At 54.4% G+C, this 21,539-nt stretch carries 24 protein-coding genes; 9 read left to right on the top strand and 15 right to left on the bottom strand.

All coding sequences use genetic code 11. The features are described 5' to 3' along the window. Positions 1-45: 45 nt before the first annotated feature. Positions 46-714 carry a MarC family NAAT transporter gene (locus HMPREF3178_RS23190; RefSeq protein ID WP_004102348.1) on the bottom strand — a complete coding sequence of 223 codons (669 nt, stop codon included), beginning with the start codon at positions 712-714 and terminating at the stop codon, positions 46-48. A 260-nt stretch (positions 715-974) separates the two neighbouring features. Between HMPREF3178_RS23190 and marR the strand changes: the two genes are divergently transcribed. Genes marR through marB form a run of 3 tightly spaced genes read left to right on the top strand, consistent with a single transcriptional unit; the run spans position 975 to position 2,057 of the window. Next, positions 975-1,409 carry a multiple antibiotic resistance transcriptional regulator MarR gene (gene marR / locus HMPREF3178_RS23185; protein WP_004102349.1) on the top strand — a complete coding sequence of 145 codons (435 nt, stop codon included), beginning with the start codon at positions 975-977 and terminating at the stop codon, positions 1,407-1,409. A gap of 17 nt (positions 1,410-1,426) precedes the next feature. Next, on the top strand, positions 1,427-1,807 hold the full coding sequence (marA, locus tag HMPREF3178_RS23180) for an MDR efflux pump AcrAB transcriptional activator MarA (protein ID WP_004102351.1): 381 nt from the start codon (positions 1,427-1,429) through the stop codon (positions 1,805-1,807). Positions 1,808-1,838: 31 nt separating this feature from the next. Further along, complete coding sequence (gene marB / locus HMPREF3178_RS23175) at positions 1,839-2,057, top strand: multiple antibiotic resistance protein MarB (RefSeq protein WP_004102353.1); 219 nt, start codon at positions 1,839-1,841, stop codon at positions 2,055-2,057. A gap of 32 nt (positions 2,058-2,089) precedes the next feature. Here marB and eamA read toward each other — a convergent pair whose 3' ends face one another. After that, entirely contained in the window at positions 2,090-2,989 is a 900-nt protein-coding gene (gene eamA, locus HMPREF3178_RS23170) for an O-acetylserine/cysteine exporter (protein WP_004102355.1), read from the bottom strand. Positions 2,990-3,182: 193 nt separating this feature from the next. Between eamA and ydeE the strand changes: the two genes are divergently transcribed. Continuing rightward, positions 3,183-4,376, top strand: a complete 1,194-nt coding sequence (gene ydeE / locus HMPREF3178_RS23165; RefSeq protein ID WP_017145804.1) for an efflux MFS transporter YdeE — start codon at positions 3,183-3,185, stop codon at positions 4,374-4,376. A gap of 118 nt (positions 4,377-4,494) precedes the next feature. Then, positions 4,495-4,965 carry a helix-turn-helix domain-containing protein gene (locus HMPREF3178_RS23160; RefSeq protein WP_004113296.1) on the top strand — a complete coding sequence of 157 codons (471 nt, stop codon included), beginning with the start codon at positions 4,495-4,497 and terminating at the stop codon, positions 4,963-4,965. Positions 4,966-5,104: 139 nt separating this feature from the next. Here the strand turns inward: HMPREF3178_RS23160 and urtE are convergent, their stop codons facing one another. The 7 genes from urtE to HMPREF3178_RS23125 form a co-directional block, all read right to left on the bottom strand. Continuing rightward, entirely contained in the window at positions 5,105-5,803 is a 699-nt protein-coding gene (gene urtE, locus HMPREF3178_RS23155; protein WP_004102361.1) for an urea ABC transporter ATP-binding subunit UrtE, read from the bottom strand. A gap of 9 nt (positions 5,804-5,812) precedes the next feature. Continuing rightward, positions 5,813-6,610, bottom strand: coding sequence for an urea ABC transporter ATP-binding protein UrtD (gene urtD / locus HMPREF3178_RS23150; RefSeq protein ID WP_017145803.1), 798 nt, complete (start codon positions 6,608-6,610; stop codon positions 5,813-5,815). Then, the gene (urtC, locus tag HMPREF3178_RS23145; RefSeq protein WP_004102363.1) at positions 6,610-7,683 is read right to left on the bottom strand and encodes an urea ABC transporter permease subunit UrtC; all 1,074 of its coding nucleotides are present in this window, start codon (positions 7,681-7,683) and stop codon (positions 6,610-6,612) included. The genes urtD and urtC overlap by 1 nt, the downstream gene beginning before the upstream one ends. Then, complete coding sequence (urtB, locus tag HMPREF3178_RS23140; RefSeq protein WP_017145802.1) at positions 7,683-9,257, bottom strand: urea ABC transporter permease subunit UrtB; 1,575 nt, start codon at positions 9,255-9,257, stop codon at positions 7,683-7,685. The genes urtC and urtB overlap by 1 nt, the downstream gene beginning before the upstream one ends. Before the next feature lie 81 nt (positions 9,258-9,338). After that, positions 9,339-10,610, bottom strand: coding sequence for an urea ABC transporter substrate-binding protein (gene urtA / locus HMPREF3178_RS23135; RefSeq protein WP_004102365.1), 1,272 nt, complete (start codon positions 10,608-10,610; stop codon positions 9,339-9,341). A 175-nt stretch (positions 10,611-10,785) separates the two neighbouring features. After that, positions 10,786-11,889: a cobalamin-independent methionine synthase II family protein gene (locus HMPREF3178_RS23130; protein WP_004102367.1), complete on the bottom strand. Its 1,104-nt coding sequence runs from the start codon at positions 11,887-11,889 to the stop codon at positions 10,786-10,788. Between the two features lie 149 nt (positions 11,890-12,038). Further along, positions 12,039-12,431 carry a rhodanese-like domain-containing protein gene (locus tag HMPREF3178_RS23125; RefSeq protein WP_004102369.1) on the bottom strand — a complete coding sequence of 131 codons (393 nt, stop codon included), beginning with the start codon at positions 12,429-12,431 and terminating at the stop codon, positions 12,039-12,041. 67 nt (positions 12,432-12,498) lie between these two features. Here HMPREF3178_RS23125 and ftrA point away from each other — a divergent pair, with 67 nt between their 5' ends. After that, positions 12,499-13,509, top strand: a complete 1,011-nt coding sequence (gene ftrA, locus HMPREF3178_RS23120) for a transcriptional regulator FtrA (protein ID WP_017145801.1) — start codon at positions 12,499-12,501, stop codon at positions 13,507-13,509. Positions 13,510-13,848: 339 nt separating this feature from the next. On the opposite strand, the gene HMPREF3178_RS31920 is transcribed toward ftrA, so the two are convergent. Then, the gene (locus HMPREF3178_RS31920) at positions 13,849-13,974 is read right to left on the bottom strand and encodes a hypothetical protein (RefSeq protein ID WP_004102372.1); all 126 of its coding nucleotides are present in this window, start codon (positions 13,972-13,974) and stop codon (positions 13,849-13,851) included. Between the two features lie 242 nt (positions 13,975-14,216). Here HMPREF3178_RS31920 and HMPREF3178_RS32040 point away from each other — a divergent pair, with 242 nt between their 5' ends. From HMPREF3178_RS32040 to HMPREF3178_RS23115, 3 genes are all read left to right on the top strand, one after another. Beyond that, complete coding sequence (locus HMPREF3178_RS32040) at positions 14,217-14,351, top strand: hypothetical protein (protein WP_254925826.1); 135 nt, start codon at positions 14,217-14,219, stop codon at positions 14,349-14,351. 191 nt (positions 14,352-14,542) lie between these two features. Further along, entirely contained in the window at positions 14,543-14,638 is a 96-nt protein-coding gene (mgtS, locus tag HMPREF3178_RS31115) for a protein MgtS (protein ID WP_004102377.1), read from the top strand. Between the two features lie 605 nt (positions 14,639-15,243). Further along, positions 15,244-15,522: a hypothetical protein gene (locus HMPREF3178_RS23115; RefSeq protein ID WP_004113303.1), complete on the top strand. Its 279-nt coding sequence runs from the start codon at positions 15,244-15,246 to the stop codon at positions 15,520-15,522. Between the two features lie 165 nt (positions 15,523-15,687). On the opposite strand, the gene HMPREF3178_RS23110 is transcribed toward HMPREF3178_RS23115, so the two are convergent. From HMPREF3178_RS23110 to HMPREF3178_RS23090, 5 genes are all read right to left on the bottom strand, one after another. Continuing rightward, the gene (locus tag HMPREF3178_RS23110; RefSeq protein ID WP_017145799.1) at positions 15,688-16,719 is read right to left on the bottom strand and encodes a methionine synthase; all 1,032 of its coding nucleotides are present in this window, start codon (positions 16,717-16,719) and stop codon (positions 15,688-15,690) included. A gap of 27 nt (positions 16,720-16,746) precedes the next feature. After that, positions 16,747-17,724, bottom strand: a complete 978-nt coding sequence (locus HMPREF3178_RS23105) for a DUF1852 domain-containing protein (protein WP_017145798.1) — start codon at positions 17,722-17,724, stop codon at positions 16,747-16,749. Positions 17,725-18,044: 320 nt separating this feature from the next. Then, complete coding sequence (locus HMPREF3178_RS23100) at positions 18,045-19,274, bottom strand: diguanylate phosphodiesterase (RefSeq protein WP_017145797.1); 1,230 nt, start codon at positions 19,272-19,274, stop codon at positions 18,045-18,047. Positions 19,275-19,575: 301 nt separating this feature from the next. Then, on the bottom strand, positions 19,576-20,034 hold the full coding sequence (locus HMPREF3178_RS23095; protein ID WP_017145796.1) for a GNAT family N-acetyltransferase: 459 nt from the start codon (positions 20,032-20,034) through the stop codon (positions 19,576-19,578). 389 nt (positions 20,035-20,423) lie between these two features. Next, positions 20,424-21,494 carry a LacI family DNA-binding transcriptional regulator gene (locus tag HMPREF3178_RS23090; protein WP_004102389.1) on the bottom strand — a complete coding sequence of 357 codons (1,071 nt, stop codon included), beginning with the start codon at positions 21,492-21,494 and terminating at the stop codon, positions 20,424-20,426. Positions 21,495-21,539: the final 45 nt, after the last annotated feature.

Here is a 21,539-nt window from a genome sequence, read left to right as displayed (position 1 = left end):
TGCAAAACGGCAGGCTTTTTTATTTTTCCTGTCGATGCAAAGTCGTCAGGCGTGATAGGTCGAAATAATCTCCAACACGCCGTTGATGATGAATTGCACGCCCATACAGACCAGCAGGAAGCCCATCAGGCGGGAAATCGCCTCGATACCGCCCTTCCCGACCAGACGCATAATCGCTCCGGAGCTGCGCAGGCAGCCCCACAGAATAATGCCGACTAGCGCAAAAGTAATCGGCGGCGCCGCCAGCACAACCCACTCCGGGAAGTTTGCGCCGTGCTTCACCGTCGACGCCGAGCTGATAATCATCGCGATCGTCCCCGGCCCTGCGGTGCTCGGCATCGCCAGGGGAACGAAGGCAATATTGGCCGTCGGTTCATCTTCGAGCTCTTCCGATTTGAGCTTAGCTTCCATCGAATCATGGGCCTTTTGCTGCGGAAACAGCATCCGGAAGCCGATAAAGGCGACAATCAGCCCCCCGGCGATACGCAGTCCGGGAATCGATATGCCAAAGGTGTTCATCACCACCTGCCCGGCGTACCACGCGACCATCAGGATAGCGAACACGTAGACCGAGGCCATCAGCGACTGCCGGTTACGCTCGGCGTTATTCATGTTTCCGGCCAGGCCAAGGAACAGCGCCACGGTAGTCAGCGGGTTTGCCAGCGGTAGGATCACAACCAGTCCCAGGCCTATCGCTTTAAAAAGATCCATCATAGTGAGTTAAAGTCCTGTAAATATTGGATTATCAAAAAATGACGCGCGCCGAGTATAGCGTCGGTTGTCAGAGTAGCGCGAGTTCCCGGCAGAATGTATCCATCATGCAATAAATCATAAGACAACCGCGCCAAATAGAGTGACCTGCATCACAACTATCCGTTTTAGCAAATCGTGGCATCGGCTTATTCATCAGGTTGACTTATATTTGCCTAGGCAATAATATCTCCCGCAACTAAGTCATTGCCTGGGCAACCATCGTGAAAAGTACAAGCGACCTGTTTAACGAAATGATCCCCCTCGGACGCTTGATCCAGATGGTTAACCAGAAAAAAGATCGCCTGCTCAACGACTACCTCTCACCGATGGATATTACGTCCACCCAGTTTCGGGTGCTCTGTTCCATTCGTTGCGAAGTGTGTATTACCCCCGTTGAGCTGAAAACCGTCCTTTCCGTCGATCCGGGCGCCATGACGCGCATGCTTGACCGCCTGGTCTGTAAAGGCTGGATTGAACGGTTACCCAACCCGACTGACAAGCGTGGCGTACTGGTGCAGCTAACGCCAGACGGCGCAGCCCTTTGTGAGCAGTGTCATCAGGTTGTGGGTCAGAAATTGCACCAGGAACTAACAAAAAATCTGTCGACGGATGAAGTGGCCACTCTTGAGTGCCTGCTCAAAAAAGTTCTGTCGTAATAAGAAGAGGTAAGATGATGTCCAGACGCAATAACGACGCCATCACTATCCATAGTATTTTGTCGTGGATCGAGGATAACCTGGAATCGCCCCTGTCGCTGGAGAAGGTTTCAGAGCGCTCAGGTTACTCCAAGTGGCACCTGCAAAGAATGTTCAAGAAAGAGACCGGTCACTCGCTGGGACAATATATCCGCAGCCGTAAGCTGACCGAGATTGCGCAGAAGCTGAAGCAGAGCAACGAGCCTATCTTATACCTGGCCGAGCGCTATGGCTTTGAGTCGCAGCAAACGCTGACGCGGACTTTCAAAAACTATTTCGATGTTCCGCCGCACCAGTATCGTATTACTAACGTGCCGGGCGAGTCGCGCTACCTGCTCCCGTTGAACAACTGTTGTTAACCGCCTGCAAAAAAGACGTATTGAGGAAATCATGAAACTATTCGCTTCCGCCGCCATCGTGCTATTGGCGCTGGTCTCCAGCCAGAGTTATGCGGAGCAGACCACCACTCCGGTTCGCCACAACAACCGGGATGCGATGATTATTCCTTCCGAGCATAATGATTCGCCTTTTGATTTCAATCACATGGCTTCGGGCAGTGATAAATCAGATGAACTGGGCGTACCCTATTACAACCAGCAAGGCCTGTAAAATCCCTTTAGCCCCGTCACCGGGGCTTTTTTTTATCCTCTCGCCATTCCAGGACGCACGATCCGCAGGCCGAAAACGTTGATATACAGCCCGGCCATAATGAGCACGGCCCCCAGCAGTTGCAGGCTATTCAGCGTTTCGCCGAGCAGCAAGGCGGCGCTGGCCATTCCCACCACCGGCACCAGCAGCGACAGCGGCGCTACGCGCCAGGTCTCATAGCGACCGAGCAGCGAACCCCAGATCCCATAGCCGACAATCGTCGCAACAAACGCCAGATACAGTAGCGACAGAATCGTTACCCCATCGATATGCAACAGGCTTGCCGCCATGATCTGCGGACCATCGAGAAGCCAGGAGGCCAGCATAAAAGGCAGCACCGGGATCAGCGCGCTCCACACGACTAAAGACATAATCGGCGGCCGGCTCGCATGGGACATGATTTTTTTATTGAAGATGTTGCCGCAGGCCCAGCTCAGCGCCGCCGCCAGGGTCAGCATAAAGCCCACCAGCGGAACATGCTGTCCGCCGAGGCTGGCCTCGACCAGCACCAGGACGCCGAAAATCGCCAGTGCGATACCTGCCAGCTGTTTCGCCTGCAAACGCTCGCCGAAGATAAACGCGCCAAGAATAATGGTAAAAAAGGCCTGCGCCTGCAGCACCAGCGAGGCCAGCCCGGCAGGCATACCGAGGCTAATCGCGCAGAACAGAAACGCAAACTGGCCAAAGCTAATAGTCAGACCGTAGCCCAGCAGCAGAGTGAGCGGAATTTTTGGCCGCGCGACGAAGAGCAGCGCCGGGAAAGCCACCAGCAAAAAACGCAGTCCGGCAAGCATCAGCGGCGGCATATTATGCAGCCCCAGCTTAATCACCACGAAATTCAGCCCCCATACCACCACCACCAGTAATGCCAGCAGCCCGTCTTTTCGCGTCATACCCTGCCTCGGTTGTTATTGGATTTTTTGTGAACAAAATCAAACTACAGAATAATTCGTCCGCCGCCTAGATCATTATTTTCGGTAGGTCGCTGGCGTGCTTTTCATCACCGATGGGAACTATACAAGCTTCGGTTAGCATGCTATTTGTGATCGGGACAACAAAAATAACATCACTTCAGGCAAGGAAAAAATGATACCGACACTCAGGCGCTCAACGGCGGCGCTGCTGGCTTCGTCGTTGCTGTTAACGATTGGCCGCGGCGCAACGTTACCTTTTATGACGATCTACCTCACCCGGCAGTACCAGCTGGAGGTGGATAAAATCGGCTATGCGCTGTCGAGCGCGCTGATCGTCGGGGTGCTGTTCAGCATGGGGTTTGGCATTCTCGCCGATAAGTTCGATAAAAAGCGCTATATGACTCTCGCCGTGCTGGCGTTTATTGGCGGTTTCATCGCTATTCCGCTGGTCAATAGCGTCGCGCTGGTGGTGTTTTTCTTCGCGCTGATTAACTGCGCCTACTCGGTATTCTCCACCGTCCTGAAAGCGTGGTTCGCCGACGTGCTGTCGCCGGAAAAGAAGGCGCAGATTTTTTCCCTTAACTACACCTTTCTTAATATTGGCTGGACCGTTGGACCGCCGATCGGCACTCTGCTGGTGATGTACAGCATTAACCTGCCGTTCTGGCTGGCAGCGGGCTGCGCCGCGCTGCCGCTGGTGTTTATTCAGCTGTTTGTCCAGCGCACCAGCACCGCGATTGCTGAGGATAATGCGGTCCAGTGGTCGCCTTCGGTGCTGCTGCGCGATCGTGCGCTACTGTGGTTTACGCTCTCCGGCCTGCTGGCGTCATTTGTCGGCGGCTCTTTCGCTTCCTGTATTTCCCAGTATGTGCTGGTGGTAGCGGACAGCGATTTTGCTGAAAAAGTGGTTGCCGTGGTACTGCCGGTCAACGCCGCCGTCGTGGTGGCGCTGCAGTACGCGGTCGGCCGTCGCCTCACCGCGCGTAATATTCGCCCGCTGATGACCTTTGGTACGGTCTGTTTTGTACTCGGACTGGGCGGTTTTGTTATTTCCGATAATAGCCTGCTGCTGTGGGGCCTCTCTGCCGCCGTCTTTACGCTCGGTGAAGTGATCTACGCGCCGGGTGAATATATGCTGATCGATAACATTGCTCCGCCGGGCATGAAGGCCAGCTACTTTTCCGCCCAGTCGCTGGGCTGGCTGGGAGCGGCTTTTAACCCGATGCTGACCGGGACGATTCTGACCCATCTGCCGCACTGGTCGCTGTTTGCAATATTGATGCTCGCTATTATTGCCGCCTGGCTGATGATTTTCCGTGGGATGAACGTACGCCCGTGGAACGGTAGTGCGGTCGCCCGCGCCTGAGCCCAGGCGCCGTGCGGCTGTCAGGTTGCTGTCGCCCCCCTGTCGGGTTTCGATCGTGGTTGCCGACAGCCTGCTCAACAATACTCCATCTCAGGTTTTTCACCCGGAGAGAGTCACGATGAACAGTAGCAATCAGGTTAAACAATTACGTTTACAGCGCGCCTGGTCCCAGGAGCAGCTCGCCGAACTGGCGGGCGTGAGCGTGCGGACCATTCAGCGCATTGAGAACGGTGACCGCCCCGGTCTGGAGACCCTTAGCGCGCTTGCGGCAGTCTTTGAAGTTAACGTCGCCGAGATTAGCGGCGATTCGCCGGAAGGCCATGACGAATCGCTGGATTTACGCATTGAGGAAGCCAAAGCGCGTGTCGAACGCGAAAGCCGTTTTTACCGTTCACTGACCGTGGCGGTCGTGGTTTGCGTCCTGCTGGCGGCGCTGAACTGGCTGACCGGTGCGGACAGCTACTGGTCCGCATGGGTGGCGATCATCTGGGGGGCGTTGCTGGCGGTAAAAGGATTACGCCTGTTTGTGTTTGGCGAATGGATCAAAAACTGGCGTCAGGCGCGGCTGCAGCGGCTGCTGCGAAAGTAACCTACTGAGCGATGGTGCGCGCTTCTCCCGGGGGCGGCGCAAAGCGCCTTGCCCGGGCTACGGGCCAGCAGACGGCTGTATACCTGTAGCCCGGCTAAGCGCAGCGCGAGCCGGGGAGAGATTTCCATCCGGGAAAGGCCTATATGGTAACCATCCCGCGGACGCCTTCGGCTTCCATATCGCTGCCGCTGCCCTGTTGGATAATCGCCCCGCGCGACATCACCAGGTAGCGGTCCGCCAGCCCGGCGGCGAAATCGTAGAACTGCTCGACCAGCAGGATCGCCATATCACCGCGATTCGCCAGCTGGCGGATAACTTCGCCAATCTCCTTGATGACCGACGGCTGAATACCTTCCGTCGGTTCGTCAAGAATCAGCAGCTGCGGGCGGCTGGCCAGCGCGCGGCCAATGGCCAGCTGCTGCTGTTGCCCGCCGGAAAGATCGCCCCCGCGCCGCTGCTTCATGCTTTTCAGCACCGGAAACAGCTGATAAATCTCTTCCGGCACCGCGCGCGCGTCGCGGGCGGGAAAGCGGGACAGCCCCATCAGCAGATTCTCCTCGACCGTCAGGCGCGGAAAAATCTCCCGCCCCTGCGGCACGTAGGCGATCCCCGACTGCACCCGCTGGTGCGGTTTACGGTGGGTGATATTCTTCTCCTGCCACAGCACTTCGCCGCTGCGCGCCGGGATCAGCCCCATCAGGCACTTCAGCAAAGTGGTTTTCCCCACCCCGTTGCGTCCGAGCAGGCAGGTGACCTCCCCCTGACGCGCGGCAAAATCGACGCCGCGCAGAATATGGCTGCCGCCATAATATTGATGTAGTTGATTAACCTGTAGCATCCGCGCTCCTTAGCGTCCGAGATAAACTTCAATCACCTGTTCGTTGGCCTGCACCTCGCGCAGCGATCCTTCCGCCAGCACCTGTCCCTGATGCAGCACCGTCACCCGGTCGGCGATGGTCTCGACAAAGCCCATGTCATGCTCAACCACCATCAGCGAATGCTGACCGGCAAGGGTGCGGAACAGCTCGGCCATATACTCCGTTTCTGCATCGGTCATCCCGGCTGCGGGCTCGTCCAGCAGCAGCAGATGCGGCTCCTGCACCAGCAGCATGCCGATCTCAAGAAACTGCTTTTGCCCGTGCGACAGCAGCCCCGCCGGCCGATAGCGTTCGCCCTCCAGCCGCAGCAGACGCAGGGTTTCGCTGATTCGGTCGGCCTGCTCGCTGGTCAGGCGCGCCCGCAGGCTGGCCCACACCGATTTATCGCCTTTCATTGCCAGTTCGAGATTTTCTGCCACCGTCAGCGCCTCAAAGACCGTCGGTTTCTGGAACTTGCGTCCGATCCCCTGCCGGGCGATGGCGATAGGATCGAGGGTCGTTAAGTCCACCGACTGATCGTAAAGCGCCCTGCCGCTCTGCGGCCGGGTTTTGCCGGTGATGATGTCCATCAGGGTGGTTTTACCGGCGCCGTTCGGCCCAATCACGCAGCGCAGTTCGCCGACGCCAATCTGCAGCGACAGGTCGGTCAGCACCTGAAAACCGTCAAAGTTGACGTTAATCTTTTCCAGCTGCAGCACCGGATCGGTCTGCTCACGAAAGCGGTCCGTCGGCAGCTGGCGGGTAAAGAGCTCTTCATCCGGTTGCATCAGCGATCTCCTTTACGCAGCAGGCCGATAACGCCACGCGGTAAAAACAACGTCACGATAATAAAAATCAGCCCCAGAAACAGCTGCCAGTACTCCGGCATCGCCATGGTAAAGTAGCTCTTCGCGCCGTTGACCAGCCCTGCGCCAAGTACCGGGCCGATTAGGGTTCCACGACCGCCCAGCGCCACCCAGATGGCCGCCTCGATAGAGTTGGTTGGCGACATTTCGCTGGGGTTGATGATCCCGACCTGCGGCACGTACAGCGCCCCCGCAAGGCCGCACAGCACGGCAGAAAGCGTCCAGACCAGCAGCTTAAATCCGCGCGGGTCGTAGCCGCAGAACATCAGGCGGTTTTCAGCATCGCGCACCGCCGTCAGCACGCGGCCAAATTTGCTTTGCGCCAGCAAATAGCCAATCCACAGAGTGAGCAACAGCAGCAGCACCGTCGCCATAAACAGCGCCGCCCGGGTACCAATGGCGGTGACGGGGAAACCGAGCAGCGTGGTAAAGCCGGTAAAGCCGTTATTACCGCCAAAGCCGGTTTCGTTGCGGAAAAAAAGCAGCATTCCGGCGTAGGTCAGCGCCTGGGTCATGATCGAAAAATAGACGCCTTTGATTTTCGAGCGAAAGGCAAACCAGCCAAACACCAGCGCCAGCAGACCGGGCACCAGCACCACCAGCAGCATCGCCCAGGCAAAATGCTGGGTGCCCCACCAGAACCACGGCAGCTCGCTCCACGATAAAAACGACATAAAGGCCGGTAGTCCGTCTCCCGCCGCCTGGCGCATAAGATACATGCCCATGGCGTAGCCGCCGAGGGCAAAAAAGATCCCATGGCCAAGCGAGAGCATCCCGGCATAGCCCCAGACTAAATCCAGCGCGACGGCGACAATAGCGTAGCAGAGGATCTTACCGGTCAGCGTCAGCAGCCAGGCGGAAACCGCCAGCGGATGCGTAGCAGGCAGCAGCGCCAGAAACGGCATACTCAGCAGGCCCAACAGCAGCAGAATGCCGATCCAGCGCAGCGGGCGCGGCGCTTTGCGCGCCAGCGTTAAGGTAACAGGTTGGCTCATCAGTCAATAACCCTCCCTTTGAGGGCGAACAGTCCCTGAGGACGTTTCTGGATAAACAGGATAATCAGTACCAGTATCAGGATTTTGCCCAGCACGGCCCCCATTTGCGGCTCAAGGATTTTGTTAAAGATGCCAAGACCAAACGCCGCCGCCACGCTGCCGGCCAGTTGACCGACGCCGCCGAGCACCACCACGAGGAAGGAGTCGATAATGTAGCCCTGGCCCAGCTCTGGCCCGACGTTGCCGAGCTGCGATAGCGCAACGCCGCCCAGCCCGGCAATACCGGAGCCGAGACCAAACGCCAGCATATCGACCCGGCCGGTAGGGACGCCGCAGCAGGCCGCCATCGCGCGGTTCTGCGTCACCGCCCGCACGTTCATCCCGAGGCGGGTTTTGTTCAGCGTCAACCAGGTGAAGAGCAGCACCAGCAGCACAAAGGCCAGTACCGCCAGACGGTTCCACGGCAGGATAAGATTCGGCAGAACCTGCACGCCGCCGGAAAGCCACGCCGGATTGGCGACCTCGACGTTCTGCGCGCCAAACAGCATCCGCACCAGCTGGATCAGCATCAGGCTGATCCCCCAGGTGGCCAGCAGCGTCTCCAGCGGGCGACCGTAGAGATGACGGATCACGGTGCGCTCCAGCGCCATGCCGATCCCGCCGGCAATCAGAAACGCCACCGGCAGCGCAATTAGCGGATAGAAGGCCAGCCACTGCGGGGCCAGTTGCGCCAGCGCCTGCTGAACCAGCCAGCAGCTGTAGGCGCCAATCATCAGCATTTCGCCGTGGGCCATGTTGATGACCCCCAGCAGTCCGTAGGTGATCGCCAGGCCGAGCGCGGCGAGCAGCAGGACAGAGCCGAGGGAGAGGCCCATAAACGCCTGTCCGAGCAGATCGCCCAGCAGCAGGCGGTGCTGGATTTTGCTCAGGCTCTCCTGCGCCGCCGCGCGGATCGCCGGGTCTGGCTCATGCCGGGCGTCGGTATAAGGCGTCAGCAGCGCCTGGGTTTCCGGGTCGCCTGAGTGACCGAGCCGTTCAATGGCCGCCAGCCTCTGCGCAGGCTGCGGACTGGTTAGCTGCAGACGAGCAAGCGCAATTCCCAACAGCGATTTGACCGCGCCGTCGGTTTCCGCCGTCAGGCGCTGCTGTAACAGGACCGCCATTTCTGGCGTCGCTTCGCGCTGGAGGGTTTTTGCCGCAGAGGCCCTTTCCGTGACGTTGTCACTGACCAGCTGATGCGTGGCCAGCGCCCCTGCCGCGAGGTTACGCAGACGATTGGTCAGGCGTACCGGTTTTATTGTTCCTTCGGGAGCCGCAACCGCGCCCAGCGCCAGTAGCTTATCACCCTGCTTGCTGAACGCATGACCGCGACTATCCGATTGTAATGTCTCGCTTTTCAGCGCCCTTAGCAGCGGTAAACGCGGCGCTGCAGGCGCGACGGCCCACTGCTCAAGCAGCAGCGCCTGTTGGCTGCGGGTGGCTGCCACGAAATCGTCGGCGTCGGCTGCCTGCGCCCGCCACGGCATCAATACCAGCAGCAGCGCAAAATAACTCATAAGGCGCAATGGGTTCATGGTGGTCCTCCTTACCCGGGAAATCGGGTCGTGCCCGAACGACAGAATCCGTCACCCCGGCTTAGCGCCGGGGTTCAACGTTTAGTTACTGGCGCTTTTTACCGGGTGATCCGGTTTTTTGTCGTTCCCGGCAATCCACGGGCTCCACGGCTGGGCGCGAACGGGCGCTTCAGTCTGCCAGACCACGTTAAACTGGCCGTTGCTTTCGATTTCGCCGATCATGACCGGTTTATGCAGGTGATGGTTGGTCGCATCCATCGTCAGGGTGAAGCCCGACGGCGCTTTAAAGGTCTGACCGGCCATGGCTTCCCGAACTTTATCGACATCGGTGGTCCCCGCTTTGGTTACCGCCTGGGCCCACATATGCAGACCGACCCAGGTTGCTTCCATCGGATCGTTGGTGACCACACTATCCGCGTTCGGCAGCTTATGCGCTTTGGCCCAGGCGCGATAATCGGCGACAAACTGTTTGTTGGTAGGGTTATCCACGGATTCGAAGTAGTTCCACGCCGCGAGATTGCCCACCAGCGGTTTGGTATCAATCCCGCGCAGCTCCTCTTCACCCACCGAGAAGGCCACTACCGGAACATCGGTCGCTTTTAGCCCCTGGTTAGCCAGCTCTTTATAGAACGGAACGTTGGAATCACCGTTGATCGTGGAAACCACCGCCGTTTTACCGCCGGCGGAAAACTTCTTAATGTTGGCGACGATGGTCTGGTAATCGCTATAGCCGAACGGGGTATAGACCTCTTCGATGTCTTTATCCTGAATGCCTTTGGCGTGCAGGAACGCGCGGAGAATTTTGTTGGTGGTGCGCGGATAAACGTAGTCGGTACCCAGCAGGAAGAAGCGCTTCGCCCCGCCGCCGTCTTCGCTCAGCAGATATTCCACCGCCGGGATAGCCTGCTGATTTGGCGCTGCGCCGGTGTAGAAGACGTTCGGCGACATCTCCTCGCCTTCATACTGTACCGGGTAGAAAAGCAGGCCGTTCAGCTCTTCAAATACCGGCAGAACCGATTTGCGCGACACCGAGGTCCAGCAGCCGAACACCGCCGCGACCTTATCCTGCGTAAGCAGCTGACGCGCCTTTTCCGCAAACAGCGGCCAGTTTGAGGCCGGGTCAACGACCACCGGCTCCAGCTTTTTACCCAGCACGCCCCCTTTGGCGTTAATGTCGTCGATCGCCATCAGGGCGACCTCTTTAAGCGGGGTTTCGGAAATCGCCATCGTCCCTGAGAGCGAATGCATAATCCCGACTTTGATGGTGTCGGCGGCGTATACCTGCAAGGAGAAGCCCATGCTGATAACAGAGGCGGAGAGAGCAAAAGCTTTTAATAGTGTTCGACGCTGCATGTGTGTCACTCCTGAATAGCGCAAAGACAAAAATGAATTAACGACTAACCGGAAGTGATAAGGCAAAAACAATGCCAGCTTTTGCAGGGGCGTGAAAGCGTGATGGACCAGACGGGAAAAGCGAAGCGACGGGCAGCGTTGCCTTAAAATAGTGCAACGCTGCGCTATAAAAGCGTTACCAGACCTGAGCGGCGATACCGGTGACCAGACGGACCTTGTCCCACTGCTGGGCTTCCGTCAGCGAGTTCCCCTCTTCGGTTGAGGCAAAACCGCACTGCGGGCTAAGGCAAATTTGCTCCAGCGGGACGTACTGCGCCGCCTCCCGCAAACGCGCCTTCACGCCTTCCGGGTTTTCCAGCTCGCCATTTTTAGTGGTGATCAGGCCCAGCACCACCTGCTGATGGCCAGGGCGGATAAAGCGCAGCGGCGCGAAGTCGCCGGAACGGTCGTTATCGTACTCCAGGAAGAAGGCATCGATGTTCACTCCACCGAACAGCACTTCGGCAACCGGCTCGTACCCGCCCTCGGATATCCAGGTTGAACGGAAGTTACCGCGGCATACGTGCAGACCAACGATCAGATCCTGCGGTTTTCCCTCGAGGGCCTGATTCAGCACGCGGGCATAGATGCGCGCCAGCTCATCGGGATCTTCGCCGCGATCGCGTACCTGCTGGCGCTGTTCATCGGAGCACAGATAGGCCCAGACGGTGTCATCAAGCTGTAAATAGCGGCAGCCCGCATCGTAGAAGGCGCGGATGGCATCGCGCCAGGTGGTCGCCAGATCGTCGAAATAGTCAGCGAGGTCCGGATAAACCGTCGCGTCAATATCTTTGCGCCCGCCGCGGAAGTGCAAAACGCTTGGGCTGGGGATGGTCATTTTCGGCTGCGCGCTGCCGCTGATGCTCTTCAGATAGCGAAAATCCTCCAGCATCGGGTGATCGCCAAAGGCCAGTTTACCGGTGACGCGTACCCCGTGCGCTTTGGTTTGTACCCCGTTGAACTGGATACCCTTTTCGGAATCGTAGCGTTCGACGCCCTGCAAACCGTCAAAGAAATCAAAGTGCCACCACGCGCGGCGGAACTCACCGTCGGTCACCACGTGCAGCCCACACTCGCACTGCTGCTGCACCAGATGACGAATAGCTTCATTTTCTATCTGCCGTAGCTGCTGCGCGTCAATAGCGCCTGCAGCCAGCTGTTGGCGAGCCTGTTTGATGGCGTCCGGACGTAAAAAACTGCCGACGATATCTGCGCGGAACGGGGCCTGATGACGTTGCATGGTGTCTCCTTAGCGGCGGGCAAGGTTAATTGCCCGCCGTGATAGTTCATTATTTGAATATTTAGACTTCTGGATGTCTATATGTCCAGATACTGTCATGCAGACGATTCATCGGCAAACGAGAATAATTCATGGCACATGAAATAAATTCATTTTGCGAAAGGTAGCCCTTCATCTTCCCAGCCTGTCAGGCCGCCGAGCATCATTTTTACCGGACGTCCCAGCAGCGCCAGCTTCATGGCGGCAACATCTGCTCCGTTGCAATGCGGCCCGGCGCAGTAAACCACAAACAGCGTATCCTCAGGCCACTGCGCCATTCGGGTTGCATCAATTTGTCGGTGCGGTAAATGCAGGGCCCCCGGCAGATGACGACGGGCAAAGGTTTCCTCACTGCCGACGACATGTAGCAGAACAAAATCCACGTCTTCTTCGCGCATCGCGCTGTAGACATCGGCGCAGTCAGTTTCGAGGCTTAGCTTATGACGAAACCAGGCGGCGGCATCGGTAGAGCTGGCGGGGGTAATCGCGGTTACAACACTCATGGCATCTTCTCCTTGTCTGTGGTACCACTACTTTAATTAACCGCCTGCACGACATCTGCCGATAACCATGACTGAAAACGCTGAAATCATGACAACCCCATCCGTGACGTTGTCACGCCACCGGGTGGTTGCCCTCGCCTACGATGGCCTGTGTACCTTTGAATTTGGCGTCGCGGTAGAGATCTTCGGCCTGCCGCGTCCGGAAATGGGCGAGCGCTGGTATCGTTTCGCCGTGGCCGCGGTGGATGAAGGAGAGCTGCGGGCAACCGGCGGGATACGTCTGATGACCGACGGCGGCATGTCGTTGTTAAGCGAAGCGGACACGATCGTAGTGCCCGGCTGGCGCAGTATCGATTCCCCTGTGCCGCCTGACCTGTGCCAGGCATTGGTTGCCGCCTATGCGCGGGGCTGCCGGATAATTTCGATCTGCTCCGGGGTGTTCGTTCTGGCCGCTGCCGGGTTGCTTAACGGCCGCCAGGCGACCACCCACTGGCGCTACACCGATCAGCTGCGGGCGCGTTTTCCGCTGATTGAAGTCATTGATGACGTGCTGTACGTCGGCGCTGAGGGCGTGATGACCTCCGCAGGCAGCGCCGCAGGAATCGATTTATGTCTGCATCTGGTGCGCGAGGACTTCGGTATTGATGCGGCGAATATTGTCGCGCGGCGTTTAGTGGTGTCCCCCCATCGCGACGGCGGACAGGCGCAGCAGATTGTTCGGCCGGTAGCCAAAGCGCGAGAAAGCCAGCGACTCGGACTATTATTCGATTTTCTGCACCAGAATCTCGCCGCCAACCATACCGTGGCATCGCTGGCGGAAAGAGCCGGTATGGGCTCACGGACCTTTTTACGCCGTTTTGAAGACGCTACCGGTAAAACCCCTGCCCGCTGGCTGCTTGATGAGCGACTGCTGCGCGCGACCCAGCATTTAACCCACAGCCGCCTGAGCGTTGAGCAGATTGCCGAGCTTTGCGGTTTCGCGAATGCCAGCACCCTGCGCCATCACTTCCGCCAGCAGTATGCGCTTAGCCCGTTGCAGTATCGAAAGACAATGCAGAGTGAAACAAACCGAGCGTAATTTATCAGCGATATTGTCGCTCGGAGGAATGTGGTAAGTGATTGTTTTGCTGGCTCTGTTACTTCACGTGTCATCTTAGATACGCGCATATCGCTAGTGCGAGACACTGGGCCGTCAATTCATATTCTATGGCCAGTGAACGATAAGCCTGGCCGGAAAAATCGTGCCGGCATATTGATACCGGCCGAAAGCGACTACGCGGTTATTCATTCAAAGGCAATGTGAAAACCACCGCAATTGTCGTCGTCTTTTATCGATATAAATCAGTCTGCGGAGATGAGCTTAAAAGAAATAAACCGCCCGAAATATAAGGCGGTTTTTTGAATATCCAGACAGCCGTTATTTAATGACATCCGGGTCTTCAGGGACTACCGGATCGTTTACGTCCGGACTTTCAGGTAAATCTTCGTCAGGTAAAGGGTCAGTACCCGGTAGCGGTTCAGTAATATCTGGGCGTTCTACCATAATGCCTCCTAAACAACGTGTGAAAGGGCTATTTGCTTTTGTTCGGTTTCTGGCTGCCTTTATCATCTTCAGGCATTTTTTTCGGCTGTTTTGGCTGGTCTTTTTCTGAATTTACAGTTGAAGATTTCATAGGAAACTCCATTATCATATGTAGCGTTGTGCTACTCGTTAACTATAGTGCAGAATGAATTATAGCTAAGGAGTTATTGAGTAAATCGCTATTCAATGAGGTAATTTTTAATATGAGTATTGATATCGTTAAAGATTATTTAAAAAGTATTTTTTTACCGCTTGTGCTTGTTAATTACCAATTTCCTGCTGCTCTGTGTGGTTTCGCCAATGGCTGTATCCTGCGCCATCAATTCCGCCAGCAGTAGATGCTTAGCCCGTTGCAGCATCAAAAGAGTATACAGCCTGACCGATATGCGGCTTTTTGGTCCGTGAAATAGTCACTATCGGCAATTTGTTAAGCATTTGTTTAGATTGCGCAAGTTAAGATATGTTCAACAACCGTAAACCTGTTCAATGAGGACAATTTAGCGCATAGCAAAACTAATGGAGGTTAATCATGCTGGGAAATATGCATGTATTTATGGCAGTTCTGGGAACCATTCTGTTCTTTGGATTTCTTGCCGCGTATCTAAGCCACAAATGGGATGACTGATGAACGACGATAATCCCCACCCGTAAACGCCCCCTGCTGCTGATGCACCAGGGGGCGTTTTTGTTAGCGTGATTTTTCTTGGTAAAGCTATTTAACCTCTGGCCCGTGCCATTCAAGTTTATTTCTCATTTCCTCCGGAACCAAAGAGAACAGAGAAGAAATTCTCTTCAATTGATGCTCGTATAAGAAACTTTTCTTTTCACTACAGTCCTCATAGTACCAGCGAGCATTTTTATTTAAAAAGCAAATATCTAAATCATTAAAATCATCATACTTCAACAGTAAGTAAAATTCATGTATAAGCTGAGATTCATAATATACAGACCTATCCCTTGCTTTAAAAAAAGCACCATGAGTGGACACGCTTCTTATTTGCAACAAACTCCCTTGAAGGATATCTAAGTATATGTCTTTTTTCCCATAACATGATAGCGGGGGCTACAACCTTACCAACGCCCCAACCTGCAACCCACATTGCTGCATCAGCCAGAGCCTCCTTAACCCATAACTTTAATCCGAGGTATCAGATTCAAATATCGCTGACCGCAGACAGGCTCGTGATGAGCCATGTTATACTTGTTGATTACTGGCAAGGAGGGAGAAATATGCGTATCAATACCAAAATGAGGTTGGCAGCACTGTTATACCTTATGGCGGCCTACGCTGTTGCCCTGCCGGCACTGGCGCTGTTCACGGACCTGGTGATAAACGGCGGGATTATTGATATGTGGCAAGGCTCGTATTCATTTTTGAACCTTCTTGATCTGCGTAAAATTCTTTATCTGCAGTTTGCCGGGCTGGGCGCTATCCTGGGTTTTGTCTACTGGCTATTTTTCTTTAGAAAATACCGCCATTACGATCCGCTGGATAAATATTTTAAGTAACGCATGGCCGCTATTCCATGCTCTGCACATCGGCCAGTCAACAGCGGCAATGCTTTCCTGCTATTTTCCGGCTTGATAGCGGCCTGGTAATAAATGGTTAATTCAAGATCATGCGCGTCAGTGATTAACGCGCAGATTATACCGCCGCGCGCATAGATCCGGGTGCTATTTACCCTGAAGTTCCCTGCGGATAATTTCCGCCCCGGCGCTTAACGCATTGAGCTTGCCGGTTGCGACCCGCCGCGATAGCGGCGCCATACCGCAGTTGGTTGAAGGATAAAGCTTATCGGCATCAACAAACTGCAGCGCCTTACGTAAGGTTGCGGCGACCTCCTCCGGCGTTTCGATCGCATTGGTCGCCACGTCGATAGCGCCCACCATCACTTTTTTACCGCGAATCAGTTCAAGCAGATCCATGGGAACATGCGAGTTATGGCATTCCAGCGAAATGATATCGATACTGGAGGTTTGCAGTTGAGGAAACGCTTCTTCATACTGTCTCCACTCCGTCCCCAGCGTCTTTTTCCAGTCGGTATTGGCTTTGATGCCATATCCATAGCAGATATGCACCGCGGTTTCGCATTTGAGTCCTTCAACGGCTCTTTCTAATGCCGCGATCCCCCAGTCATTGACCTCGTCAAAGAATACGTTAAAGGCGGGCTCGTCAAACTGAATAATATCAACGCCGGCGGCCTCCAACTCTTTGGCTTCCTGATTGAGTATTTTCGCAAATTCCCAGGCGAGTTTTTCGCGGCTCTTATAGTGATCGTCATAGAGCGTATCAATCATAGTCATCGGCCCGGGGAGCGCCCATTTGATCGGCTGTTTGGTAAGCTGACGTAAAAAACGCGCATCTTCAACAAAAACGGGCTTTTGCCGCTCGACGGCCCCCACGACGGTCGGGACGCTTGCATCATAGCGATTACGGATTTTGACAACTTCGCGCTTTGCGAAATCCACGCCGCTGAGGTGCTCAATAAACGTGGTGACAAAGTGCTGGCGCGTTTGTTCGCCATCGCTGACGATATCAATACCGGCGCGTAGCTGATCGAATAAGGACAAACTCAGCGCGTCTTTTTTCCCGTCGATTAATTCCTGGCTTTCGAGTTTCCATGCAGACCATAGTTTCTCAGGCTCTGCAAGCCAGGAAGGTTTCGGTAAACTGCCGGCCGTTGAAGTAGGAAGTAATTTTTTCATTATAAATAGCCTTATATCTGCGATGGATTAAAGAGCGGAATAAGCAGACCACTGCTCAAGAATATTTTTATACGGTTTGATAAAGTGCTCTTCAGTAAACTTCCCCTGCTCTATAGCCAGCTGGCTACGCTCTTCCCGGTCATAAACTATTTTGGTTAACGAATGATCCTGATGATTCAGATCCGGCTGATAGCACAGTCCTGCTGCGGAGTTAGCGTTGTAGATCTCAGGCCGGTATATCTTCTGGAACGTCTCCATCGTGCTGATGGTACTCATCAGCTCAAGGCTGCTGTAATCGCTCAGTAAATCTCCGGTAAAATAAAATGCCAAAGGCGCTACGCTGTTTTTCGGCATAAAATAGCGGACCTGCAGGCCCATTTTTGCAAAATACTGCTCGGTCAAAGACGAGGCGTTTGGCCGATACTCAAGGCCTAATACCGGATGGCGGTTTCCGGTCTGCTGATAGGTGTCTTTACTGGACACGCTGAGGCAGATCACCGGCGGCTTTTTGAAATTGGTTTTATATTCGGCGGAGTGAACGAAATGCTTAAAGATCTTCCCGTGCAAGTCGCCAAAATCATCTGGGATGCTAAAGCCTGAACGTTGTTTATTATGGTCCGGTAGCAATACGCTGAAGTCATAGTCGCGAACATACGAGGAGAAATTATTGCCAACGATGCCTTCAATACGCTCACCCGTTCTTTTATCAATAATTGTGGTTTGCAATATCTCAATCGCCGGAAAGGTGGTTCCAGTCTCTTCAATAACCATTTCCACGGAAATAATATTCAACGCAACAGAGTAGCGATCGCTTTTGGGATTATCCCAATGCGCCAGCGTATTGAACCGATTGTCTATCATGATTAAGGTGTTGCGCAAATTCTCCTGCCGATTTTTGCCGCGAGCCAGATTAGCAAAGTTGGTCGTAATACGCGTACTTTCCGAGGGGTTATAGTTTTCATCAAACAGTGTGCTTTTAATGGTAAACGTAAAATCTTTATTCATGGCGATCTGGCATCCTGGTTTTGCAATGAAAAGTGATTATCGGACGAATTCCCGGCGTTAACGGATTTGCTCGCCAGCACTCTTCATGTTGCCAATAAGTTAATATTAGCTAATTTATGCCAGAGCCCCGCAAGGAGGGAAAGCGACTTAATTTCATTGCAACATGAGCCATTTTCATGATCTGGCTCACAGCCTGGTTCAGCATCGCTGTAGGCGGGGATTGAGAGGATTCGCGGCGGGCGCAGGCGCTCAGATGGCCGCTACCGGGCCGCATAAATCGAAGCGCGGCGATCGGAAGGCCGCGCGAAGATAACACGTTTTTACGCCTGTACGAGGCTATCCGCTGTGTTCACCGGCCAGCGTATCTCTCCTACGCCGTTCAGTTCGGGCAGGGCAAACAAGAACCCCTGAAAACGCTTGATACCCGCGGATTCAAGCCAGCACCACTCTTCGATACGTTCAATCCCTTCCGCCACCACCGCAATTTCCAGCTCATGACAGCAGTTGATGATAGAACGGACGACGGCCTGCTTAGGGCCGCTCAGGTGGATATTGGTAATAATCTCACGATCGATTTTGACTTTGTCAGGCTGGATTTTGGTTAACAACGACAGTCCGGCATAACCGGCACCAAAATCATCAATAGCCAGTCCCATTCCGGAGACGCGCAGTTTTTTAATCGCACTACTAAACTGGCTGAAACCGGAGATCATTTCGTCTTCAGTCACTTCCACGATAACCTGTTCAGGCATCAACCCATACTTTTTAATTTCCTGCAGCAGGAATTCCACGGCATCGGGAACCACCACCAAAGACATCGGCAGAATATTAATGGATATTTTATGATCGCCGATGTCTATTTCTTTTGCCAGCGCGAAAGCCACCGATTTAGATTTGAGGTCAATTTCATAACGTTTATCATGGTCGATTGAAGCAAAAAAGCTCGCCGGACTCCCACCATCTTTATTACGAATAAGCGCTTCCAGTGAAGTGATATGACCGGCCAGGGGCTCAATAATGGGCTGAAATGCAAACTGGCAGCATTGATTATCAACTGGGGAGCGTTCAGGTGTATGAAAGGGCGATCTTTGTGGGATAACTGACCATTTGTCAGGCTGGAAATACTGGGAAACCGGGAGAGCTCTTTTTTGCGTTATAAACGTATGAATAAATTTATAAACGCGCTCTTCCGTCAGAAGATAGCTCTTCAACTTGCTTAGCTGGCGAACGGTTTTCAGCACGGCATCGGCTTCTAGCGTATCCAGATCAAAGTACATCATACCGACGTTTTCGAAGCGCCTGCGCGGGGCGTAATCTCGCATCAGCTCGACGACACCAAAGTGTCGGCTGTCGTGTTTAATCTTGCTGAAGAGCTGCTCCAGAATACTTTCGTCACCTTCAAGCACTTGAAGGATAACATTATCTTTAAAAAGAAGAATGCCTGAAACGCCATGAGACATGTTATTAACATTCGCTTTTTCAACCAGCAAAGAGAGATTAATTTCATGAGTTAAAGGTATCTGACTTCTGTAAATCAGGGTTGTCAGCATAATCCCATCCAGATTTTTGCCAGGAGAAAAGAGACTGTGTAACACACTTTCACTTTTAAACACAGCTTATTTATAATATTTTGCATCCATCCACAAATCCAACTGGAGACTTATCCTTAATGTAAAAAATACACGCCCCCACCGCTAATAAAAACCTCTCAAAGCAAAAAATAAACTTACAATATCCGATGAGAAGCCTGGTAGATTCAAAAATATAAAAAATGCATCCAGACTATTTATTTTATGTTTATCAGGCCGCACCGGCAATGGCATGAAAAATATAAAGAGCAAGATGAAGCGGCTAAAGCTGGCTAGTGTCGCTGTCCTGGCAAATATATCCCTGCTCGCGCATGCGCAGTAGACTCTCGGCGCTGGCGCAGACCATACCCGTTGTCAGCATTTCAAAACCAAAACGGCGGTAGAAGCCGACTTTATCCACCACCGAATAGATAAAGGTTTTGCCAAACGGCCGCAGCCGCTCGCTGACCGCCTGCATCAGCAACTTCCCGTATCCCTTCCCCTGGCAGTTCGGGGCCACCGCAACATCCGCAAGATAGCTGCACCAGGTCAGATCGCTAATCGCGCGGGCAACGGCGACCAGCTGACCCTTTTCATAGCCAAACCAGCAAAAAGTACTATGACGAAACGCCCGTTCAACCAATGCAATATCGCGCTGATTAAGTCCCGCATCGGCAATGATCTCCGCAACCCTGCGCCAGTCAACAGACTCCAGGTGCTCTTTCTCTTTTAATACCATCATGATATTGCCCTTCACTCGCCAGCCCTGGCTTTCAGCATAGCTGAACGACGCTGAAAAAAGAGAGGCCGGCCCGCCAGGCCAATAGCATATTATGCTGTGGTAAAAACTATGGCCTCGGGAAATCTTCTGACACCCTGCGGAAAAACCAGCGCATTTATGCTTGCAGCAGGCGATTAACCCGCCAGCCAGCAGAATTAAATAAAATCAGAACGTTTTCCGTCGGCAAAAAATGGGCAAAAAAAACCGCCATGTGACTGGCGGTGAATGAATGCTTGCATGGATAGATTGTATTTTGCATTTTTACGTGCAGAGCACGAGCAGCTCTGTCTACGTCTCTAATCGGTACGCTACCACAGGCTACTTCAATGAAAGCTAAACGGCGGTGGCGCTCATAGCTTTTCCACCAGCGCCTTAAGTTGACTAATCAGCTCATCTTTTTCCCCCTCCCCGTTCCCCGTAACGGGCCAGGTGGACTGGCGGATAATCAGGCGGGTGGGCAGCAGTTCGCGAATTTTCAGCTGTGGGGCAGCCATAAGCTTGATCAGCAGCTCGACCGCCCTTTTCCCCAGCACGTTGAAATCCTGGGCGACGGTGGTCAGCGGCGGCTGGAAGTAGAGGCTGTCCGCCGTGTCATCATAACCGGTCACCGAGATGGCCTGGCTGCCGGTACGATAAAGCTGCGCCAGCGCGCTCAGCACCCCGAGCGCCATTTGATCGTTAGCGACCACGATCGCGCTAATGCGCGGATGCTGATGCAGCAGCTCGAACGTTTTACTCCAGCCGCTGGCGGCACTCCAGTCGCCAAACACCGTTACCGCATTACTGACGCCCAGGCGGTGCAGCGCCTCGCGCCAGCTGCTGAGCCGCATTCGCGCCGAGATCGAGCTTTCCGGCCCGGCAAGCAGTCCGAACTCGCGGTGTCCGGCGTCCCACAAATGCCGCACGCAGGCGCCACATCCATCACGATGATCGAAACGCACGCCGCAAACGTCGGCCTCCGGCGAAACATCGAGAAACATGCAGGCTATATCTGGATTCTCCGCCACCAGACGCTCCGCAAGACTACTTTCCAGCGGCAGGCTGATAATCGCTCCGCGAATATGCTGGGCGCGAAACTCATTGAGTCGCGCCTGCAGAGACGCGTAATCGACCTGCACCGGCATCGCAATTGAGACCTCAAGCTGATGCAAACCAGCATAGCTTTTCACCGCCGCGGCGATTTGCGAAGGCGCGTGCAGCGTCAGCGAGGCGGTAATCAGCCCAATCGACGGCGCGGACTTACCCGCCAGCAGCTGCGCGGAGCGGTTTGGTACATAGCGCAGCGTCTGCATCGCGCGGATCACTTTTTCGCGGGTTCGTTCGGACACCACCCCAGGATTATTCAGCACCCGGGAGACCGTTTGCTGAGAAACGCCGGCCTCACGGGCCACATCGTCAAGCGTTGCCAGGCGACGCTGCATAGTGCACTCCTTCTGAATCAAAACCTCAATGTCGTCCGCTAACAT

The sequence above is a fragment of the Klebsiella sp. HMSC09D12 genome (assembly GCF_001808475.1).
Lineage (GTDB): Bacteria > Pseudomonadota > Gammaproteobacteria > Enterobacterales > Enterobacteriaceae > Klebsiella > Klebsiella oxytoca.
This window is presented reverse-complemented; position numbering and strand designations above follow the sequence as displayed.

What these genes read in the sequence shown, in the direction of transcription:
- HMPREF3178_RS23190 (WP_004102348.1), bottom strand. Translation starts at nt 714, where the DNA reads ATGATGGATCTTTTTAAAGCGATAGGCCTGGGACTGGTTGTGATCCTA.
- marA (WP_004102351.1), top strand. Translation starts at nt 1,427, where the DNA reads ATGTCCAGACGCAATAACGACGCCATCACTATCCATAGTATTTTGTCG.
- marB (WP_004102353.1), top strand. Translation starts at nt 1,839, where the DNA reads ATGAAACTATTCGCTTCCGCCGCCATCGTGCTATTGGCGCTGGTCTCC.
- eamA (WP_004102355.1), bottom strand. Translation starts at nt 2,989, where the DNA reads ATGACGCGAAAAGACGGGCTGCTGGCATTACTGGTGGTGGTGGTATGG.
- ydeE (WP_017145804.1), top strand. Translation starts at nt 3,183, where the DNA reads ATGATACCGACACTCAGGCGCTCAACGGCGGCGCTGCTGGCTTCGTCG.
- HMPREF3178_RS23160 (WP_004113296.1), top strand. Translation starts at nt 4,495, where the DNA reads ATGAACAGTAGCAATCAGGTTAAACAATTACGTTTACAGCGCGCCTGG.
- urtE (WP_004102361.1), bottom strand. Translation starts at nt 5,803, where the DNA reads ATGCTACAGGTTAATCAACTACATCAATATTATGGCGGCAGCCATATT.
- urtD (WP_017145803.1), bottom strand. Translation starts at nt 6,610, where the DNA reads ATGCAACCGGATGAAGAGCTCTTTACCCGCCAGCTGCCGACGGACCGC.
- urtC (WP_004102363.1), bottom strand. Translation starts at nt 7,683, where the DNA reads ATGAGCCAACCTGTTACCTTAACGCTGGCGCGCAAAGCGCCGCGCCCG.
- urtB (WP_017145802.1), bottom strand. Translation starts at nt 9,257, where the DNA reads ATGAACCCATTGCGCCTTATGAGTTATTTTGCGCTGCTGCTGGTATTG.
- urtA (WP_004102365.1), bottom strand. Translation starts at nt 10,610, where the DNA reads ATGCAGCGTCGAACACTATTAAAAGCTTTTGCTCTCTCCGCCTCTGTT.
- HMPREF3178_RS23130 (WP_004102367.1), bottom strand. Translation starts at nt 11,889, where the DNA reads ATGCAACGTCATCAGGCCCCGTTCCGCGCAGATATCGTCGGCAGTTTT.
- HMPREF3178_RS23125 (WP_004102369.1), bottom strand. Translation starts at nt 12,431, where the DNA reads ATGAGTGTTGTAACCGCGATTACCCCCGCCAGCTCTACCGATGCCGCC.
- ftrA (WP_017145801.1), top strand. Translation starts at nt 12,499, where the DNA reads ATGACTGAAAACGCTGAAATCATGACAACCCCATCCGTGACGTTGTCA.
- HMPREF3178_RS31920 (WP_004102372.1), bottom strand. Translation starts at nt 13,974, where the DNA reads ATGGTAGAACGCCCAGATATTACTGAACCGCTACCGGGTACTGACCCT.
- HMPREF3178_RS32040 (WP_254925826.1), top strand. Translation starts at nt 14,217, where the DNA reads ATGAGTATTGATATCGTTAAAGATTATTTAAAAAGTATTTTTTTACCG.
- mgtS (WP_004102377.1), top strand. Translation starts at nt 14,543, where the DNA reads ATGCTGGGAAATATGCATGTATTTATGGCAGTTCTGGGAACCATTCTG.
- HMPREF3178_RS23115 (WP_004113303.1), top strand. Translation starts at nt 15,244, where the DNA reads ATGCGTATCAATACCAAAATGAGGTTGGCAGCACTGTTATACCTTATG.
- HMPREF3178_RS23110 (WP_017145799.1), bottom strand. Translation starts at nt 16,719, where the DNA reads ATGAAAAAATTACTTCCTACTTCAACGGCCGGCAGTTTACCGAAACCT.
- HMPREF3178_RS23105 (WP_017145798.1), bottom strand. Translation starts at nt 17,724, where the DNA reads ATGAATAAAGATTTTACGTTTACCATTAAAAGCACACTGTTTGATGAA.
- HMPREF3178_RS23100 (WP_017145797.1), bottom strand. Translation starts at nt 19,274, where the DNA reads ATGCTGACAACCCTGATTTACAGAAGTCAGATACCTTTAACTCATGAA.
- HMPREF3178_RS23095 (WP_017145796.1), bottom strand. Translation starts at nt 20,034, where the DNA reads ATGATGGTATTAAAAGAGAAAGAGCACCTGGAGTCTGTTGACTGGCGC.
- HMPREF3178_RS23090 (WP_004102389.1), bottom strand. Translation starts at nt 21,494, where the DNA reads ATGCAGCGTCGCCTGGCAACGCTTGACGATGTGGCCCGTGAGGCCGGC.